This is a genomic window from Pseudomonas sp. Lz4W (assembly GCF_000346225.2).
Lineage (GTDB): Bacteria > Pseudomonadota > Gammaproteobacteria > Pseudomonadales > Pseudomonadaceae > Aquipseudomonas > Aquipseudomonas paraversuta.
In genome coordinates this window covers 3063477-3081686 of record NZ_CP017432.1, presented here as the reverse complement: position 1 = coordinate 3081686, position 18210 = coordinate 3063477, and the positions used below count along the sequence as shown (strand labels likewise).

The following is an 18210-nucleotide window of genomic DNA, read 5'->3' as shown; positions in this document are numbered from 1 at the left end:
GTCGGGCAGTGGTTTTTATAGTCAGCGCTTTACGGCAACGGGCATGTGCTGCTCCGCGCGTTTTTTCAGCAGGTCGAACACCGCGGGGTAGGCCGCACGTTCGATATAGCGACCGGCGCCGCGCACCGCCCGCAGATCGCCATTGGCCCATACCAGGCGGCCCTGGCTGATGGTATGGCTGGGGACACCGCGCACGGTCTTGCCTTCAAAGATGTTGAAGTCGACTTTTTGATGGTGGGTTTTGGCGGAAATGGTGCGCGTGCCCTGGGGGTCCCACAGCACCAGATCGGCGTCGGCGCCGACCCGGATCGTGCCTTTGCGCGGGTACAGATTGAAAATCTTCGCGGTGTTGGTGGAGGTCAGTGCGACGAACTCCTGCATGGAAAGGCGCCCGGTGTTCACGCCTTCATCCCAGAGCACCGCCATGCGGTCTTCGATGCCGGCCGTGCCGTTGGGAATCAGGCTGAAATCATCACGCCCGGCGGCTTTTTGCTCGGCGCAGAAGCAACAGTGATCGGTGGCCGTGGTGTGCAGATTGCCGGACTGCAAGCCATGCCAAAGCGCCTCCTGATGCCCGCGAGGACGGAAGGGCGGGCTCATCACGTAGCCGGCCGCGGTCTGCCAGTCGGGGTTCTGGTACACGCTTTCATCCAGCAGCAAATGGCCAGCCAATACTTCGCCATACACCGGCTGGCCCTGACTGCGGGCGTAGGTGATTTCATCCAGCGCTTCACGGGTCGAGACATGCACCATGTACAGCGGCGTACCGATGGTCTGCGCGATGCGGATCGCCCGGCTGGCTGCTTCGCCCTCCACCTGGGAGGGGCGCGACAGCGGATGGGCCTCGGGCCCGGTCATGCCCTGGGCCATGAGCTTGCGTTGCAAGTGATACACCAGCTCGCCGTTTTCAGCATGCACGGTGGGCACCGCACCCAGTTCCAGGCAGCGCTCGAAGCTGGCGACCAGGGTGTCGTCGGTGGCCATGATCGCGTTTTTGTAAGCCATGAAATGTTTGAAGCTGTTGATCCCGTGGTGGCTGACCAGCTCGGCCATTTCTTCGCGCACCTGCTCGCTCCACCAGGTAATCGCCACGTGGAAGCCGTAATCCGAAGCCGATTTTTCAGCCCAGCCGCGCCATTGATGAAAGGCCTCCAGCAAGGACTGCTGAGGGTTGGGAATCACAAAGTCGATAATTGAAGTTGTGCCACCGGCCAGACCGGCAGCAGTACCACTGAAAAAGTCTTCGCTGGACACAGTTCCCATAAAGGGTAATTGCATATGGGTGTGCGGATCGATACCGCCGGGAAGTAAATATTGACCGCTGCCATCGAGCACTTCGCAGCCGGCCGGAACATCAAGATCAGTTCCAATTGCGCGGACTAGACCGTCAGCGCAATAAACATCAGCACAATAACTTTCATCATGGGTCACAAGCGTAGCGCCACGGATTAACAGTGACATACCGAGTTCCTCGCAGGCAGACCGGCTATAACCGGTTCTAAGTGTTGTTATTACGACCGCTGTACAGGATCGGTTCCTGTCACTGGTGTCAGGAATGAAATCTAGAGTGTTGTTGCTAAATGATCAAACTTTATTTTTAAAGCACTTATATTTATATAACTAGCTGATTTATATAGATTTTTAATTTAAATCACCAAAATAGTGCACGGCATCACCATTTTGACGCACTTGACAGGATTCAAATATAGGCGAAGTTTCTTATGCTAAATCAGGCGCTTGAGGCCCTGAGCGAACGGGAGCTTAAAGCGGAAAATAAATAAGCGTGCACCGAGTTGTTTCGTTTTGTTATATGAAAAAAGAGGAACGAGTTAAAAGAGGGTCTTTAACGGGAATGAGTGTCATTTGCCTTGATGGTTAAAACCTTTTAAACCAGCCAGTTGCAAGTACCGAAAGCCGATAGACAGGGGGAGGCAACTAACACGGCACAGTTCTTGATTGTCGCTGCCAGAACCGGATTCACCGGACCAGGCAAGTGAGTCGCACTGTGTTATTGCGCAGCGCCTGTTACCAGAACACCAAAACAAGAGAGTGAACGAGCATGCAGCCAAGCAGATCACAAGTCACCGAACGTAACGGGTTGTTCGAATTGGAGGCCGGGACTGACGTTCTCGACAGTCCCCGATATAACCACGACATGGCGCCCACCAAAGTTCACGAGCGCACCTGGAACAAATGGCACATCACGGCGCTGTGGATCGGCATGTCCATCTGTGTGCCGACCTACACCCTGGGCGGCGTATTGACTGCCTACTTCGGGCTCAGTGTGGGCGAGGCGCTGCTGGCGATTTTTCTGGCCAATATCGTGGTCCTGATTCCGTTGACCCTCAATGCATTTGCGGGCACCAAGTACGGCATTCCCTTTCCGGTATTGCTGCGATCCTCGTTCGGCATCCTTGGCTCCAACGTTCCGTGCCTGATCCGCGCCCTGGTGGCCTGCGGCTGGTTCGGCATTCAAACCCTGTTCGGCGGCCTGGCCATTCACCTGTTCCTGGGGTCGGTATTTGAAGGCTGGAAAAGCCTCGGCGGCACCGGAGAAGTGATCGGCTTCATGGTGTTCTGGGCCCTCAATCTGTGGGTGGTATTACGCGGTGCCGAGTCGATCAAATGGCTTGAAACCCTGTCGGCCCCGCTGCTGGTACTGGTCGGTATCGGCTTGCTGGTTTGGGCGTTACCAAACGTGTCAATGACCGAGTTGCTGGCCCAACCGCCCAAGCGCCCCGAGGGTGCCAGCGTGTACGGATACTTCTTTGCCGGCCTGACCGCCATGGTCGGTTTCTGGGCGACCCTGTCCCTGAATATCCCGGACTTCAGCCGCTACGCCAAAAGCCAGAAAGACCAGATTCTGGGCCAGATATTCGGTTTGCCCCTGACCATGTTTCTGTTCGCCGCGCTGGGGGTAGTGCTGACCGCTGCCTCGGAAAAACTGGTGGGCGTCACGGTGTCCGATCCGGTGAGCCTCATTGGCCACATCCAGAGTCCTGGCTGGGTGGCCCTGGCCATGGCCCTGATCATCATCGCCACGCTGTCCACCAACACGGCCGCCAACATTGTCTCGCCCACCAACGACTTCCAGAACATCGCGCCAAAACTGATCAACCGCACCAAGGCCGTGATGTTGACCGGTCTGGTGGGGCTGGCCTTGATGGCCCATGAACTGCTGAAAAAACTCGGCCTGCTGGTCTCTGACGTGAGCCTTGAAACCGTGTACTCCAACTGGCTGCTGGGCTATTCCAGCCTGCTGGGGCCGATTGCCGGGATCATGGTGGTGGACTATTTCATCATCCGTCAGCAAAAACTCGACCTTGAGGGGCTCTACCTCGATGGTGTGTACCCGGCCTGGAACTGGAACGGTTTCATTGCCTTCGGCGTGCCGGTTGCGCTGACCCTGTTGTCACTGGGCAGCAGCGCCTTCAGCTGGTTTTACGATTACGGCTGGTTTACCGGGTCGTTACTGGGGGCTGCGATTTACTACGGATTGTGCCGCCTGAGCCGCCCGCAGGTGACCGTGGTCAAAGGTGCAATTTGAAATTCCCCCCCCATCAATTCTTATAAGAACTGCCTGAGGAAAACGCCATGAACGCTGTACAAGACCTTCAGCAGCAACGCCCGCAGTCCATCAATGGAGAGCGCCTCTGGGCCTCGCTGATGGAGCTGGCGCAACTGGGAGCCACAGTCAAAGGCGGGGTCTGTCGCCTGGCCCTGACCGACCTCGACCGTCAGGCCCGGGACATCTTCGTACGCTGGTGTGAAGAAGCGGGCTGCACGGTCAGTGTCGACGCGGTGGGCAATATTTTCGCCCGTCGTCCCGGGCTCAACCCGGACTTGCCGCCAGTAATGACCGGCAGCCATATCGATACCCAGCCCACCGGCGGCAAGTTTGACGGTTGCTACGGAGTGCTGGCGGGTGTCGAAGTACTGCGCACGCTCAATGACCTCAACATCGAGACACAAGCCCCGCTGGAAGTGGTGGTGTGGACCAATGAAGAAGGCTCGCGGTTTGCGCCGTGCATGATGGGCTCCGGGGTATTTGCGGAAAAATTCACCCTTGAAGAAACCCTGGCCAAGACCGACGCCCAGGGTGTAACGGTTGCCGAGGCCCTGAATGCCATTGGTTATGCCGGCAGCCGCAAAGTCAGTGGCCACCCGGTGGGTGCTTACTTCGAAGCCCATATCGAGCAAGGGCCGATCCTTGAAGACGAACGCAAAACCATAGGCGTGGTGCTTGGCGCTCTGGGGCAAAAATGGTTCGACCTCAACCTGCGCGGCGTAGAAGCCCACGCGGGGCCGACGCCCATGCACCTGCGCAAAGACGCCCTGGTCGGCGCTGCGGCCGTGGTGGCCGCGGTCAACCAGGCCGCCTTGAGCCATCAGCCCCATGCCTGTGGCACCGTGGGTTGCCTGCAAGCCTATCCGGGGTCACGCAACGTAATCCCGGGCGAAGTGCGCATGACTCTGGATTTCCGTCACCTGTTGCCGGAGCGACTGGACTCGATGATCGAGCAAGTGCGTGGAGTGATCGAAGCCACCTGCAAGCAGCATGGCCTGAGTTTTGAACTGACCCCGACTGCGGACTTCCCGCCGTTGTACTTCAACCCGGATTGTGTGGATGCGGTGCGCGACGCGGCCAATGAGTTGGGGTTATCCAACATGGACATCGTCAGCGGGGCAGGGCATGACGCGATCTTCCTGGCCGAGCTGGGTCCGGCGGGGATGATTTTTGTGCCCTGTGAGGGGGGGATCAGTCACAACGAGATCGAGAATGCCGATCCGGGGGATCTGGCGGCGGGATGTGCGGTGTTGCTCAAGGCGATGCTTGCGGCATCGCAGATAGTTGCGCAAACCCGCTAAGGGGTGTTGCTGGCGTCTTTGGGATGCACAAACGGATATGTACGCGGTACCGCAGTTAAAACTGAGCGTACATATCCGTTCTATGTATCACGGCTTTTTAGGGGTTTCGCCCTTACGGCGAGGCACTTTTGGCAAACGCCCCAAAAGTACCCAAAAGGTCTGTGCCCTACCATACGGCCGAGCTCGCCTAGGCTCGCCCGGTGCCCTCACTCCGACACTGTTGTGGGGGCACGCCGTGACGGGCCATCCATGGCCCGGCACGGCTGGCTCGGCGTCCTGCCTCGCCACCCCCACAACAGCACCTGCGTTCGGCCTTCTGTGATGGGCATGCGCGTCGTTCCGACTATCCAGTGGCGGCAGGAGCCTCGTTTTTAAAAGCAAAAAGCAAAACAGCGCTTACAGGTCGTTTTTGATCTGCTTTTGATTGGCTTTTGATTGGCTTTTGATCTTGATCTACTGGCCCCTTCGGGAGGCCGAGAGGAGGTTCTGCGTAGTGGTCCTCCCGGCATGGATGCCGGGAGAGCCGTGTTGGGCCATGGATGGCCCGTCACGGCGTGGCCACGGAGCGGGACCGGAGCGAGGGAACCTGAGCGCAGCGAAGGCCGTACGCTGGGGCAAGGCCTTTTTGGTTCCTTTTGTGGCTGTTTGACAAAAGGGACTCGCTGTAAGAGCGAAACCGATATTTCAGTTAAACGTCGGTAACGGATATGTACGCGGTACCGCAGTTAAAACTGAGCGTACATATCCGTTCTATGTATCACGGCTTTTTACGGGTTTCGCCCTTACGGCGAGGTACTTTTGGCAAACGCCGAGTGTCGGACCATCCCAAAAATACCCAAAAGGTCTGCGCCCTACCATACGGCCGAGCTCGCCTAGGCTCGCCCGGTACCCTCACTCCGGCGCTGTTGTGGGGGCACGCCGTGACGGGCCATCCATGGCCCGGCACGGCTGGCTCGGCGTCCTGCCTCGCCACCCCCACAACAGCCCCTGCGTTCGGCCTTCTGTGATGGGCATCCGCGTCGTTTCGACTATCGAGTGGCGGCAGGGACATCGCCTTTAAAAGCCAAAACCAAAGCCAAAACCAAAACTTATGCCAATGGCGGCGTACGCGGCGGGATCAAGCGTTTGCTGCCGGTGGCTTCAAACGCCGCAGCAAACCGCAACAACGCCGAATCATCATAGGCCCGACCGGCAAAGGTCAGCCCCACCGGCATGCCAATATCCGCCATCACACCCATAGGCACCGTCACCGTCGGCACACCCAGATGCCGGATCGCCAGGTTACCGTTGGCAACCCAAACCCCATTGCTCCACGCAATATCCGCAGATACCGGATTCACATCCGCATCCGCAGGCCCTACATCGGCAACCGTCGGGAACAGCACTGCATCCAGACCCAGACCATCCATCCAGTCCTCCAGGTCAATCCTGCGGGTCTGCTCCAGGCCGCGCAGGCCATCCGGCACGGTACTGATCCGGTCCCACGGGGTAATGCCGCGCTCGGCCATGCGCACATATTCATCCATGCCCGCCGCCAGTTCATCTTCGCGATTGGGCAAGGTTCCCGGGTCGTGGGGGAAGATCAGTGCACCGTCAACGGCTGCCAGACAGTCAAGTTTCGGATCACCATTGGCCCGCAGGAAGTCGTCAAACGCCCAGGCCGACAATTCCCACAACTCATCATGCAAAAACTCTTTGGACACCAGACCGCGGGTAAACACGGTGGGTGCTCCGGGGCGGTCACCCTCGCAATTGGATACCAGCGGGAAGTCGACTTCGATCACTTCACCACCCCGGGCTTCAATGGCCTGACGCGCGGCTTGCCAGAGCTCGATCACCGAGGCCCGGGTAATGATCCGCTGGCCGGTCGGGCCGCCAATACCCGGTGCTTCGGCCGTGCCCGCTTCGGGGTCGGCATTGATGTACATGCGCGGTATGCCAAAGCGCTTGCCTGCCAGTGCGTCAGCGCCGGCATTGAGCTCTGCGTAAGAGGCAGGGCGCACCGAGGCCACTGCCGGGATCGGTACCCAGGGCTGCAGGCGCCACAGATCACCACGGGTGTCCGGGTCTTCGGCCACGACCACGTCCAGTACTTCAAGCAGGTCGGCCATGGTTCTGGCAAACGGCACCACCACGTCCATGGTCGGGGTCAGCGGCCAGTTGCCGCGCACCGAAATCACCCCGCGCGATGGGGTATAGGCGCACAAACCATTGTTCGAGGCCGGGCCTCGTCCGCTGGACCAGGTTTCTTCCGCCAGACCAAAGGCCGAAAAACTGGCTGCGGTTGCCGTGCCTGCACCGTTGGATGAACCCGAGGCAAAGGGCGCGGTGAGGTAGTCGGCGTTATACGGGCTCTCGGCACGGCCATATACCCCGCGCTGCATGCCACCGTTGGCCATGGGCGGCATATTGGTCTTGCCCAGGCAAATGGCCCCGGCACCACGCAGGCGTTCGATGGTAAACGCATCGCGATGGGCCACCAGGTCCTTGAAGGCGGGGCTGCCCGACGCTGCGGTCAGCCCTTTCACCAGATAGCTGTCCTTGGCGGTGTAGGGGATGCCGTCCAGAGGTCCCAGGGTCTTGCCCTTGGCCCGCCGTGTATCGCTGGCCTGCGCTTCGGCCAGCGCCTCAGGGTTGCGCACCACCACGGCATTGAGGGCAGTGGCTGTATCGGGCGTGTCATAGGCATCGATGCGGGCAAGATAAGCCTGCACCAGCTCAACCGCCGTTACCTGTCCGGACTCGAGCGCGGCGCGCAATTGGGCGATGGGGACCTCGGTGACTTCAAACATGCGCTTACCGCTGGTTGCTGATGGGGGACGCAGAGCTTATCTAAAGTCGTACCTGCTCAGCCAGCGATGTGATGATAAACCCTGCCCGTTCCAGCCCCATGCAGGAGCGAGCTTGTCTCGCGAGCTTTTTGCCGGGCCCATATTGAAGGCTGTGGCGCCGGTAGACCTGGCTACAACCTCTGCCAAAACGCATCGGCCTGGGGATTACGGTTATCCCGCCAGCGCACCAGAATCACTTCCAGATGGTCCGATTCCATGTCCGGGTACAAGCGCACCAGTTCCTGCCGCTCGATCAGGGGCGCGACCATGCTGTGGGGCATGCACGCCACGCCCTGGCCGCTGGCGACCATGGGTTTCAGGGCTTCGGATACGGTCGCTTCGAATACCTGCAGCAGGCGCTGTGGTTGTGGATGGCGGTTGATCTGGGTGCGCGACAGTTCATGCAGTTGCGCACTGCGCGAGTAGCTCAACAGCGGGATCGGCGCATCGGTCTGCGCACAGTGCGCGGCCAGGGCCGGGGTGGCGACCCAGTACAGTTCGTCCTGGCCCAGGGACTTGACCTCGAACTCGCTCTGACGGGAGTAGGGCGCAGTCTTGGCGTCGCGGTAGAACAGAATGAAATCGCAACGTCCCGACATCAGCGCCATGTAGTAATCATCGGTGCTGCGATAACCGGTATCGATCCGGGTAAACAGGGGCGCCTCAGGGCTGTTGAGCCGGCTGATCCAGCCCGGGAAAAAGTTGCAGGCCAGGGTGTGCAACGAGGCGAATGTCAGCGGCCGGTTCAGCACTCTTACGCTCTGCTCGCAGTCCCGGGCCATGCGCACCAGTTCCACGGCATTCGGCAGCAGGGCTTCGCCGGCAGCCGTCAGGCGCACCGGGTTGCGGTCGCGGTCCACCAGGGTCGCGCCCAGGTGGCCTTCAAGTAACTGAATGCGCCGGCTCAACGCCGACTGTGACGAGCCACGCATGCTGGCAGCCGCGGTGAACTTGCCGGTATCGGCCAGGGCGAGAAAGTCTTCATACCAGTCGATATTCATAGAGTTATTCCAATATTCGATAGGGCGTCCAGCATTGTGGATCAAGAGTCGCTATCCGGCCCGTGGCTCTGTCTTTATTGTGCCCATAACACGCCACCTGCCGTTGAACTGTGGTTGTCAGGCATAACAAGAAGAATTTTTAAAGGGGCAATGATATGCACAAATTGAATAGGGTGAAGCTTTTACTTGGCGCGCCCGTACTGGCACTGCTCGCCACCTGTGTCCAAACCGCCCAGGCAGGTGTGCTGGATAAAGTCAAAGCCCATGGCTCTGTGCGCTGTGGGGTAGCCGGCGACAAACCGGGCTTTTCCCTGATCGATGACAAGGGTCGCTGGACCGGCATGGACGTGGATCTCTGCCGGGCAGTGGCTGCCGCGGTGCTGGGCGATGCGGACAAGGTCGAGTACCTGACCACCACCGCCAAAAACCGCTTTACCGCCCTGGCGTCCGGGGAAATCGACATTCTGTCCCGCGCCGCGTCCTGGACGGCCGAGCGGATAGCCAACCTGGGGGTGGATTTCACCACCGTCTGGTTTTATGACGGCCAGGGCTTTATGACCCACGCCGCCGACGGCATCGAAAAACTCACCGATCTGGACGGCGCAACCTTTTGCCTGTCACCGGGCACCACCTCCGAGCAGAATCTGGAGGACTATTTCGGCCGCCGTGGCCTGACCTATAAAACCGTGGTCATCGAGAAAAGCCCCGAGCTGTACGCGGCCTTCCAGCGCGGGCGCTGCAATGCCATCTCCAACGACTCCTCGGGCCTGGCCGCACGCCTGGCGCTGATGAACAACCCCCAGGACTACGCGCTGCTGCCCGAAGTGATCTCCAAGGAGCCTCTGGGCGCTTTCGTCGCCCAGGGTGACACCACCTGGCGCAACATCGTGACCTGGACCGCCTACGCGCTGATGACCGGTGAAGAGCTGGGCGTGACCTCGGACAACGTCGACCAGTTACGCACCAGTAAAACGGCATCAACCGATATCGCCCGTTTGCTGGGGACTGAAGGCACCATCGGTCAATCCTTTGGCCTGGACAATGACTGGGCATACCGCGCCCTCAAGCAAGTGGGCAATTACGCGCAGATCTACGACCGTAACCTCGGCCAGCAGACAGCCCTGAACATTCCCCGCGGGTTGAACCGCAGCTGGAAAGACCATGGCTTGATGTATGCACCGCCGATTCGTTAAGGGAATTACGCTTATGTCGACCCATCGTTCGCCCAATCTGCGTCTGTCCAGTGTGTTGCAGCAGGGGCTGGTACTGGCCCTGGTTGCGGCAGTCTTTTATTTGCTCGCCAGTAACGCCGCGTTGAACCTCAAGCACCTGAATATCGCCTCGGGATTCGGTTTTTTATCTCAGCGTGCCGGTTACGACATCAGTTTCTCGCTGATTGACTACACCCCGGACGCGACCTACGCCCGGGCTTATCTGGTGGGCCTGCTCAACACCTTGCTGGTGTCGGTGCTGAGCATTGTGCTGGCGACCTTGCTGGGTGGCGCACTGGGCCTGGCCAGGGTCTCGGACAACTGGCTGATCAAGCGTCTGAGCGGCACCTGCGTCGAGTTTCTGCGCAATGTGCCGCTGGTGGTGCATCTGGTGTGGTGGTACGGGCTGGTCCTGGCGTTGCCCGGGGTCAAACACTCGGCTTCACTGGCCGGCGTGGTGTTTTTGAACAACAACGGCCTCACCCTGCCTTGGCTTGAGCAAGGCAGCCTGGTGGGTTGGGGCCTGACCTTGATGGCCCTGGGTACCTTGCTGGGCTATGGGTTTTGTCGAGTCAAGGATGCCCGTGCGCCGTGGCGCGGGTTTGCTTCCCGGCGCTGGCCGGCACTGTTGGCCGGGGCCCTGTTGCTGCCGTTGCTGGTGTACGCCTTGAGCGGGGCCCAGGTGCAGTGGGAGGTGCCGGTGCAGCGTGGCTTCGGCTTCAAGGGCGGGATCACCCTGGTACCGGAAATGCTCGCCCTGTGTCTGGCCCTGTCGTTCTACAGCGCCAGTTACATCGCCGAAATCGTGCGCGGCGCCATCGAGTCGGTTCATCGCGGCCAGTACGAAGCAGCCAGGGCACTGGGCTTCAAGTCCGGCTCAACCATGCGCCAGCTGATCGTGCCGCAAGCGATCTACCCGATGATTCCGCAGATCACCAACACCTACCTCAACATCGTCAAGAACTCCTCGCTGGGGGTAGTCATCGGTTTCATGGAGCTGGTGTCGTCCACCGGCGGCACCACCCTGAACCAGACCGGCCAGGCCATTGAGTGCATCGCCCTGGTGATGGGCACTTACTGCGCAATCAGCCTGGTGATCTCCCTGGGGATGAACATCTACAACCACCGTATCGGCCAGAGGGGGCACTGAACATGACTGCAATGAATCAAGCACTGACGCTGCCGTTGGCGCCGCCACGACTGCCCTGGACCCGGCGCGCGCTGACCTGGACCCGCAGCCAGCTGTTCCCCAGCGCGGGCCACAGTTTGCTGACCCTCGGGGTGATTGCACTGCTGTGCTGGTGCGTGCCCGCGGCCCTCAACTGGCTGGTTTTTGATGCCACCTTCGTTGGCGAACATGCCAGGGATTGCAACCCTGCCGGGGCTTGCTGGTTGCCGATAACCCAGCGCTGGAACCTGTTTGTCTATGGCTTCTATCCCCAGGCCGAACAGTGGCGGGTGACCCTGTCATTTGTGCTGGCGGGTTCGGCGTTCGGGCTGCTGTTTTTCAAGCGCCTGGACCGTCGCCTGCTCCTGGCTTACCTGGCGTTGCTGCCCATCGTGATGTGGTGGCTGCTCAAGGGCGGCGCCGGTTTGCCGGAGGTGTCTTCGACCAGGTTCGCCGGGATGCTGGTAACGGTGTTCCTCGGCACGGCCGGGATGATTTTCGCCTTGCCGCTGGGAATTCTGCTGGCCCTGGGCAGACGCTCCAAACTGCCGGTGGTCCGCCTGCTGTGCGTGCTGTACATCGAGCTGGTGCGTTCGGTGCCGGTGATCTCGCTGCTGTTCATGGCGTCGCTGATGATTCAACTGTTCCTGCCGCCGGGTTCGGCTTTTGACATCCTGCTGCGGGTGCAGCTGGTGTTGATCCTGTTCACCGCAGCCTACATGGCCGAGACCCTGCGTGGCGGCTTGCAGAATCTGCCCAGGGGCCAGTACGAAGCAGCCCAGGCACTGGGCTTCGGCTACTGGAAAACCATGGGCCAGATCATCCTGCCGCAGGTGCTCAAGCAATCCATTGCGCCGTTGCTGACGCAGTTTATCGGCCTGTTCAAAGAGACCACGCTGGTGATGATTGTCGGCGTACTGGACATCGTGGGCATTGCCATGAGCACCGCCGTCACCCCTGAGTGGGTCGAGTACGGCCACGAAATCTATGTGTTCCTGGCGATTTATTTCTTTGTCATCTGTTTTGCACTGTCGCGCTACGCCCGACACCTTGAACAACGTATGGAGCAGAGCCGCTCATGATCAGCAAAGCCAAGTCCGATCCAGCCCTGATGGTGCGCATCGAGCAATTGAACAAATGGTTCGGTAATGCCCACGTACTGAAAAATATCTCCCTGAACGTCGAAGCGGGGGAGAAGGTGGTGATTTGTGGGCCTTCGGGCTCGGGCAAGTCGACCCTGATCCGCTGCATCAACCAGCTCGAACAACACCAGCAAGGCACAGTCGAGGTGCTGGGGGAGGAGCTCAATGGCAGCGTCAAGGGGCTGGAGCGCATTCGTCGTCAGGTCGGCATGTGCTTTCAGCACTTCAATCTGTTCCCCCATCTCACCGTGCTGAAAAACTGCACCCTGGCGCAAACCTCCAACCTTGGCGTGCCCCAGGACCAGGCCATCGAGCGCGCCCTGAGCCTGTTGGACAAGGTCAAGATGCGCGACCATGCCAACAAGTTTCCGTCCCAGTTGTCCGGCGGCCAGCAGCAACGTATCGCGATTGCCCGGGCGTTGTGCATGCAGCCCAAAGTCATGTTGTTTGATGAGCCGACCTCGGCCCTGGACCCGGAAATGATTGCCGAGGTCCTGGAGGTGATGACCAGTCTGGCCCATGAAGGCATGACCATGATCTGTGTGACCCACGAGATGGGTTTCGCGCGCAAGGTCGCGGACCGGATTGTATTTATGGATCAGGGCGAAATTGTTGAAGAGGCCCCGCCCGAGCGGTTTTTCTCGGCCCCTGAATCCCCGCGAACCCAGCGTTTTTTGAGCCAGATCATCAACCACGGAGTGCATGCACAATGACCCCTTCTATTGCCATGGCCTTGCACGGTGGCGCCGGCGTACTGATGCCCGGCATGCTGACTGAAGACGACGAACAGGCGATCCACCAGGCGTTGTTGCAGGCGCTCAAGGCCGGGGTTGCAGTGCTGGAGCGCGGCGGTAGCAGCCTGGATGCGGTGCAGGCCAGTGTGGTCGAGCTGGAGGAGTGCCCCTGGTTCAATGCCGGAAAAGGCGCTGTCTTTACCCACTGCGGCGATCATGAACTGGACGCCGCGATCATGAACGGCGCCAACCTGGAGGCCGGTGCAGTGGCGGGCGTGCACCATGTGCGCAACCCGATTTGCGGAGCGCGGGCGGTGCTTGAACACAGTGAACATGTGTTGCTGGCCGGTACCGGCGCCGATCTGTTCCTGTCCGAGCAAGCGGGGCTGGAGCATGTCAGCAACGATTGGTATGACACGCCCTTGCGCCGTCGGCAGTGGGCCGCCCAGCAACGGCAACCCGAGACCCTGATGCTGGAGCCGGGGGGCATTGAAAAGAAATTCGGCACCGTGGGCGCTGTGGCCCTGGACTGCAACGGGCATGTGGCAGCAGCCACCTCCACCGGTGGCATTACCAACAAGCGCTACGGTCGGGTAGGCGACTCGCCGCTGATCGGCTCCGGTACCTGGGCCGATGACCGCAGTGCCGCCATCTCGGCCACCGGGCACGGCGAATTCTTTATCCGCACCGTGGTCGCCCATAACATCGCGTCGCGTATCCGCCTGGTGGGATCGAGCCTGGACCAGGCCTGTGAGGCGGTGGTGCAGGGCGAGCTCAAGGAACTGGGAGGCAGCGGCGGCGTAGTGGCGGTATCCCCTTCGGGCGAGACCGTTCTGAGCTTCAACACCCCCGGCATGTACCGCGCCTGGCGGGATGCGGAGGGTGGTATGCACACGGCGATTTATGCCGAGGATGACCGCCTGCACGCTGTTTGACGCATACCGCCCCCTGTAGGAGCGAGCGTGCTCGCAAGCTCTTTGTTGTCAGGTTGCAAAGGCTCGCTCCTGCAGGGGAAGGCGGGTGGGACGCAGTGATGGCATATTGACCTCAGAGGAGGCCGCAGCTTAGTCTCGGCCTCCTTTTACGCCATGGACTGAAGACATGATTACCTGCCATCTGCGCTATGTGATTGACTCTTACAAACTGGCCGAATTCGAAGCGTACGGACGGTTGTGGATCCCGCTGGTAGAGAAATTCGGTGGCATCCACCACGGCTACTTCCTGCCATCGGAAGGCGCCAACAACATAGCGCTGGCCATGTTTTCGTTCCCCTCCCTGGCAGCCTATGAAGACTACCGCGAGCGCTCTAAAACCGACCCCGAGTGTATCGCGGCGTTCAAGCTGGCAGAGGACAACCGCTGCATTGTCAGTTACGAGCGCAGCTTCCTGCGTCCGGTGTTCCGGTAACCGGGCAGCGACTACGGATTACCAGGGTGAATATTCCGATCCATATTGACAGTCATTGGCGATGAGGAAATACTCGTCGCCAATATTCATATATATGACTATATAACTTGGCGCATAAAGTCTATGAATGCTCTTTCCAGTGATACCCGCCTGCCGCATTACCAACGCCTGCGTGACCATCTGGCTGAGCAGATCGCCAGGAACCGCTGGCGCCCGGGGGAGGCGATTCCTACCGAGGCTGCGCTGTCTGCGCAATATCACCTGTCCACCGGCACCGTGCGCAAAGCCATAGACATGCTGGTCAGTGATGGCGTCCTGGAACGCCAACAGGGTCGCGGTACCTTTGTCCGCCGTCCCCAGTTTCAATCTTCGCTGTTCCGGTTTTTCCGCTTTCAGACTGCCTCCGGCGAACGCCTGGTGCCGCAAAGTCGCATCCTCAGCGTCGAGCCCGTGGCTGCGCCCTCGGCAGTGGCCCAGGCGCTGGGGCTGGCTGTCGATGCAGCAGTGATCAGGATTGTGCGTATTCGCCTGCTGGAAGTTCAGCCGCTGCTTGCCGAAGAAATCTGGCTGCCCCGCAGCCGTTTCGAACCGCTGCTCAAGATCGATCTGAGTGAGCAGGGGCCGTTGCTGTATCCCATCTACGAAGAGATGTGCGGCCAGGTTGTGGCCTATGCCGAAGAAACCCTGACCGCCGAATCGGTCAATGAAGTGCATGCCCGGCTGCTGCAGGTCGAGGTCAACAGCCCGGTGGTGGTGATCGAGCGGCTGGCCCGGGATTACGCCGGTACGCCGCTGGAGTGGCGACGCTCGCGCGGGCATGCCGAGCATTTCCGTTACAGCGTGGATATCCGTTAACCCCCCACCCCTGTGGGCCCGTTGGCCGGCAGGGGGTTCATCGTTGTGTTTGTCATGACTGGCCCGATAGCGGCGCGGTTCGCGTTCGGCTGCCTCAGGTTCCACCCATAAGGATAAGAATCATGTTCAGTTGGTATCGGCAGGTCACTCCCCGGGAGCGAAAAACGTTTTGGGCCTGCTTCGGCGGATGGTCCCTCGACGCGCTGGAAGTACAAATGTTCGGTCTGGCGATTCCGGCGCTGATTGCCGCCTTCGCCTTGACCAAGGGCGATGCAGGATTGATCAGCGCTGTCACCCTGGTGACGTCGGCGATCGGTGGCTGGGTCGGCGGCACGCTGTCTGACCGCTATGGTCGGGTGCGCACGCTGCAGTGGATGATTCTCTGGTTCTCGTTCTTCACCTTTCTGTCAGCCTTCGTCACCGGCTTCCATCAACTATTGATCGTCAAGGCGCTGCAGGGGTTTGGCATCGGTGGCGAATGGGCGGCCGGCGCAGTACTGATGGCCGAGACCATCAACCCGAAATATCGCGGCAAGGTCATGGGCACCGTGCAAAGCGCCTGGGCGGTCGGTTGGGGTCTGGCGGTCGGGGTGTTCGCCCTGATCTATTCGCTGGTACCGCAGGACATGGCCTGGCGCGTGATGTTCGTGGTCGGGTTGCTGCCTTCGTTCCTGATCATCTGGGTGCGGCGCAATGTCGAGGAGCCCGACAGCTTCCAGCGCATGCAAAAGGAACGTGTCATCCCCCAAAGCTTCTTCAAATCCCTGGCGGGCATCTTCCGCCCGGAACTGATCCGCGTAACCCTGTTCGGGGGGCTGCTGGGGCTGGGCGCCCACGGTGGTTACCACGCGGTCATGACCTGGCTGCCGACCTTCCTTAAAACCGAGCGCAACCTGTCGGTACTCAACTCCGGCGGTTATCTGGCGGTGATTATCTTTGCCTTCTGGTGCGGCTGCGTGGTCAGCGGTTTGTTGATCGACCGTATCGGGCGTCGCAAGAACATTGTGCTGTTCGCGTTGTGCTGTGTGGTCACGGTGCAGTGCTACGTGTTCCTGCCGCTGAGCAATACCCAGATGCTGTTTCTCGGCTTCCCGCTGGGCTTCTTTGCCGCCGGTATTCCCGCAAGCCTTGGGGCCCTGTTTAACGAACTGTACCCGGCGGACGTGCGCGGTGCCGGTGTGGGTTTTTGCTACAACTTTGGCCGGGTGCTGTCGGCGGTGTTCCCGTTCCTGGTCGGGCATATGAGCGAGTCCATGTCCCTGGGCTCGGCGATTGGCATCGACGCCGGCATCGCCTATGGCGTGGCCGTTCTCGCCGCCCTTTGCTTGCCGGAAACCCGTGGCCGCAGCCTTGAAAAATCCACGTCCGTGATCCCGGACGACACCCTTGGCAAAGAGGGCGCCCGTGCCTGAAGCCGCTTACTTTTGTAGATGAACTCCATGTCTGATCCCCGTTCCACAACCCTGACCGGCATCGATAGCCATGCCCATGTTTTCTGTCGCGAGCTGAGCCTGAGCGCGGCCCGGCGTTACACCCCGGACTATGACGCGACCCTGGCGCAGTACTTGAAATACCTGGGCGACCACGGTCTGAGTCACGGCGTGCTGGTGCAGCCCAGCTTTCTGGGCACCGATAACAGCTACCTGCTGGCAGCGCTGGAACAGGCGCCCGGGCAACTGCGCGGGGTGGTGGTGCTGGAACCCGGGGTCAAGCCCGGGGTGCTGCACGACATGGCCCGCCAGGGCGTGGTCGGGGTGCGCCTGAACTTGATGGGCAAAGCCTTGCCGGACCTGGCCGAGCCAGTCTGGAAAGACTTCCTGGGCCGCATTGCCGGGCTGGGCTGGCATGTCGAGTTGCACCGTCAGATCGAGGACCTGCCGGACCTTGCACGCCAGCTACTGGCGTCCGGGGTCAAAGTGGTGATTGATCATTTTGGCCGCCCGGACGCACGTCTGGGTCTGGATCAGCCCGGTTTTGGGCAAATGCTCGAACTGGGGCGCAGCGGTCGGGTATGGGTGAAAGTCTCTGGCATCTATCGTCTGGGTGGCAGCGAGCGGCAAAACCTCGAGTTTGCCCGGGCGGCATTGCCCTTGCTGGTGCAGAACTTTGGCCCGGACCGATTGGTGTGGGGCAGTGACTGGCCGCATACCCAGCATGAACACACTATTGACTATGCCCGGGTGATTGAGCAGTTGCAGGCCCTGCAATGCCCGGCGCCATTGCTGCAGTCGTTGCAGGTGCAGGCGGCTAAAGTCTTATTCGGGTTTTGACTGCAGATCGGTCAGTATCGAGTTTGATCTTGTCAGTGTAATCGTGGTCTTGCGGGGCTGCGGTGGTAGGGTCGACAGCATGGCGCTTCATTTCCTTTTCAGTTACCCGGAGACACAGATCACATGGCAACGGCATCAGCGGTAATCGACATCCCGGCTTCGGCCGACCAGGTCTGGCAATTGATCGGTGGCTTCAATAGCCTGCCCGACTGGTTGCCGATCGTCACCCGAAGCGAACTCAGTGAAGGCGGGCGCTTGCGCAACCTGCGCACCGAGGATGGCACGGTGATTGTCGAGCGTCTGCAAACCTTCGATAACGCCGCTAAAACCTACAGCTACTCCCTGACCGAGTCCCCTTTTCCGGTGAAGGACTATCTGGCGACCTTGAGCGTTGAGGCCCTGGGTGACGGCGCGCGAGTGAGATGGTCCGGTCATTTCACGGCGGTCGGTGTCACTGAAGGCGAGGCACAGGAACTGTTCACGGGTGTCTACCAGGTCGGCCTGACAGCGCTGCGCGCCAATTTCCCGGGCTGACAGCCCAATTCTGCAGGAGCCTGTATCCAATGGGGGCTGGCTTGCCAGCGATGGCGGTGGGTCAGTCGATGCATCGGGTTCTGACACTCTGCTGCGGCGAGCAGGCTCGCTGCTGCAGTTTTCACCAGGGCAGCAGTAGTGGCATATTGCTCATAAGCTCATAAAGTCGATATTGGCAAGCTAGACCC

Annotated in this window: 15 protein-coding genes; 12 read left to right on the top strand and 3 right to left on the bottom strand. The window is 60.2% G+C overall.

Annotation, left to right across the window (positions count from 1 at the left end):
• Positions 1–21: 21 nt before the first annotated feature.
• A complete protein-coding gene (gene hydA / locus B195_RS13900; RefSeq protein ID WP_003442398.1) occupies positions 22–1461 on the bottom strand; it encodes a dihydropyrimidinase in 1440 nt (479 codons plus the stop codon).
• A gap of 598 nt (positions 1462–2059) precedes the next feature.
• Here hydA and B195_RS13895 point away from each other — a divergent pair.
• Both B195_RS13895 and B195_RS13890 read left to right on the top strand, forming a co-directional pair.
• Complete coding sequence (locus tag B195_RS13895; RefSeq protein ID WP_003442400.1) at positions 2060–3547, top strand: NCS1 family nucleobase:cation symporter-1; 1488 nt, start codon at positions 2060–2062, stop codon at positions 3545–3547.
• A 47-nt stretch (positions 3548–3594) separates the two neighbouring features.
• Positions 3595–4869, top strand: coding sequence for a Zn-dependent hydrolase (locus tag B195_RS13890; RefSeq protein WP_003442402.1), 1275 nt, complete (start codon positions 3595–3597; stop codon positions 4867–4869).
• Between the two features lie 1088 nt (positions 4870–5957).
• Here B195_RS13890 and B195_RS13885 read toward each other — a convergent pair.
• Together B195_RS13885 and B195_RS13880 are read right to left on the bottom strand one after the other, a co-directional pair.
• Positions 5958–7661: an amidase gene (locus tag B195_RS13885; RefSeq protein ID WP_003445007.1), complete on the bottom strand. Its 1704-nt coding sequence runs from the start codon at positions 7659–7661 to the stop codon at positions 5958–5960.
• Positions 7662–7831: 170 nt separating this feature from the next.
• Complete coding sequence (locus B195_RS13880; RefSeq protein WP_003445006.1) at positions 7832–8701, bottom strand: LysR family transcriptional regulator; 870 nt, start codon at positions 8699–8701, stop codon at positions 7832–7834.
• Positions 8702–8856: 155 nt separating this feature from the next.
• Between B195_RS13880 and B195_RS13875 the strand changes: the two genes are divergently transcribed.
• The 10 genes from B195_RS13875 (at position 8857) to B195_RS13830 (ending at position 18022) form a co-directional block, all read left to right on the top strand.
• Positions 8857–9894, top strand: coding sequence for an amino acid ABC transporter substrate-binding protein (locus B195_RS13875; RefSeq protein ID WP_003445005.1), 1038 nt, complete (start codon positions 8857–8859; stop codon positions 9892–9894).
• 13 nt (positions 9895–9907) lie between these two features.
• Positions 9908–11062: an amino acid ABC transporter permease gene (locus tag B195_RS13870; RefSeq protein WP_003445004.1), complete on the top strand. Its 1155-nt coding sequence runs from the start codon at positions 9908–9910 to the stop codon at positions 11060–11062.
• A gap of 2 nt (positions 11063–11064) precedes the next feature.
• Positions 11065–12162 carry an amino acid ABC transporter permease gene (locus tag B195_RS13865; protein ID WP_003445003.1) on the top strand — a complete coding sequence of 366 codons (1098 nt, stop codon included), beginning with the start codon at positions 11065–11067 and terminating at the stop codon, positions 12160–12162.
• Positions 12159–12935: an amino acid ABC transporter ATP-binding protein gene (locus B195_RS13860; protein WP_003445001.1), complete on the top strand. Its 777-nt coding sequence runs from the start codon at positions 12159–12161 to the stop codon at positions 12933–12935. The genes B195_RS13865 and B195_RS13860 overlap by 4 nt, the downstream gene beginning before the upstream one ends.
• Positions 12932–13891: an isoaspartyl peptidase/L-asparaginase family protein gene (locus B195_RS13855; protein WP_003444999.1), complete on the top strand. Its 960-nt coding sequence runs from the start codon at positions 12932–12934 to the stop codon at positions 13889–13891. Before B195_RS13860 ends, B195_RS13855 begins: the two co-directional genes overlap by 4 nt.
• Before the next feature lie 166 nt (positions 13892–14057).
• Positions 14058–14363 carry an NIPSNAP family protein gene (locus tag B195_RS13850; protein ID WP_003444997.1) on the top strand — a complete coding sequence of 102 codons (306 nt, stop codon included), beginning with the start codon at positions 14058–14060 and terminating at the stop codon, positions 14361–14363.
• Positions 14364–14486: 123 nt separating this feature from the next.
• Positions 14487–15218, top strand: coding sequence for a GntR family transcriptional regulator (locus B195_RS13845; RefSeq protein ID WP_003444995.1), 732 nt, complete (start codon positions 14487–14489; stop codon positions 15216–15218).
• 122 nt (positions 15219–15340) lie between these two features.
• The gene (locus B195_RS13840) at positions 15341–16630 is read left to right on the top strand and encodes an MFS transporter (RefSeq protein WP_003444993.1); all 1290 of its coding nucleotides are present in this window, start codon (positions 15341–15343) and stop codon (positions 16628–16630) included.
• A gap of 27 nt (positions 16631–16657) precedes the next feature.
• The gene (locus B195_RS13835) at positions 16658–17488 is read left to right on the top strand and encodes an amidohydrolase (RefSeq protein ID WP_003444991.1); all 831 of its coding nucleotides are present in this window, start codon (positions 16658–16660) and stop codon (positions 17486–17488) included.
• 123 nt (positions 17489–17611) lie between these two features.
• Positions 17612–18022, top strand: a complete 411-nt coding sequence (locus B195_RS13830; RefSeq protein WP_003444990.1) for an SRPBCC family protein — start codon at positions 17612–17614, stop codon at positions 18020–18022.
• Positions 18023–18210 lie beyond the last annotated feature (188 nt).

Bases quoted from the DNA above. Each gene is read 5' to 3' on its own strand.
- hydA (WP_003442398.1), bottom strand. From the start codon at position 1,461: ATGTCACTGTTAATCCGTGGCGCTACGCTTGTGACCCATGATGAAAGT.
- B195_RS13895 (WP_003442400.1), top strand. From the start codon at position 2,060: ATGCAGCCAAGCAGATCACAAGTCACCGAACGTAACGGGTTGTTCGAA.
- B195_RS13890 (WP_003442402.1), top strand. From the start codon at position 3,595: ATGAACGCTGTACAAGACCTTCAGCAGCAACGCCCGCAGTCCATCAAT.
- B195_RS13885 (WP_003445007.1), bottom strand. From the start codon at position 7,661: ATGTTTGAAGTCACCGAGGTCCCCATCGCCCAATTGCGCGCCGCGCTC.
- B195_RS13880 (WP_003445006.1), bottom strand. From the start codon at position 8,701: ATGAATATCGACTGGTATGAAGACTTTCTCGCCCTGGCCGATACCGGC.
- B195_RS13875 (WP_003445005.1), top strand. From the start codon at position 8,857: ATGCACAAATTGAATAGGGTGAAGCTTTTACTTGGCGCGCCCGTACTG.
- B195_RS13870 (WP_003445004.1), top strand. From the start codon at position 9,908: ATGTCGACCCATCGTTCGCCCAATCTGCGTCTGTCCAGTGTGTTGCAG.
- B195_RS13865 (WP_003445003.1), top strand. From the start codon at position 11,065: ATGACTGCAATGAATCAAGCACTGACGCTGCCGTTGGCGCCGCCACGA.
- B195_RS13860 (WP_003445001.1), top strand. From the start codon at position 12,159: ATGATCAGCAAAGCCAAGTCCGATCCAGCCCTGATGGTGCGCATCGAG.
- B195_RS13855 (WP_003444999.1), top strand. From the start codon at position 12,932: ATGACCCCTTCTATTGCCATGGCCTTGCACGGTGGCGCCGGCGTACTG.
- B195_RS13850 (WP_003444997.1), top strand. From the start codon at position 14,058: ATGATTACCTGCCATCTGCGCTATGTGATTGACTCTTACAAACTGGCC.
- B195_RS13845 (WP_003444995.1), top strand. From the start codon at position 14,487: ATGAATGCTCTTTCCAGTGATACCCGCCTGCCGCATTACCAACGCCTG.
- B195_RS13840 (WP_003444993.1), top strand. From the start codon at position 15,341: ATGTTCAGTTGGTATCGGCAGGTCACTCCCCGGGAGCGAAAAACGTTT.
- B195_RS13835 (WP_003444991.1), top strand. From the start codon at position 16,658: ATGTCTGATCCCCGTTCCACAACCCTGACCGGCATCGATAGCCATGCC.
- B195_RS13830 (WP_003444990.1), top strand. From the start codon at position 17,612: ATGGCAACGGCATCAGCGGTAATCGACATCCCGGCTTCGGCCGACCAG.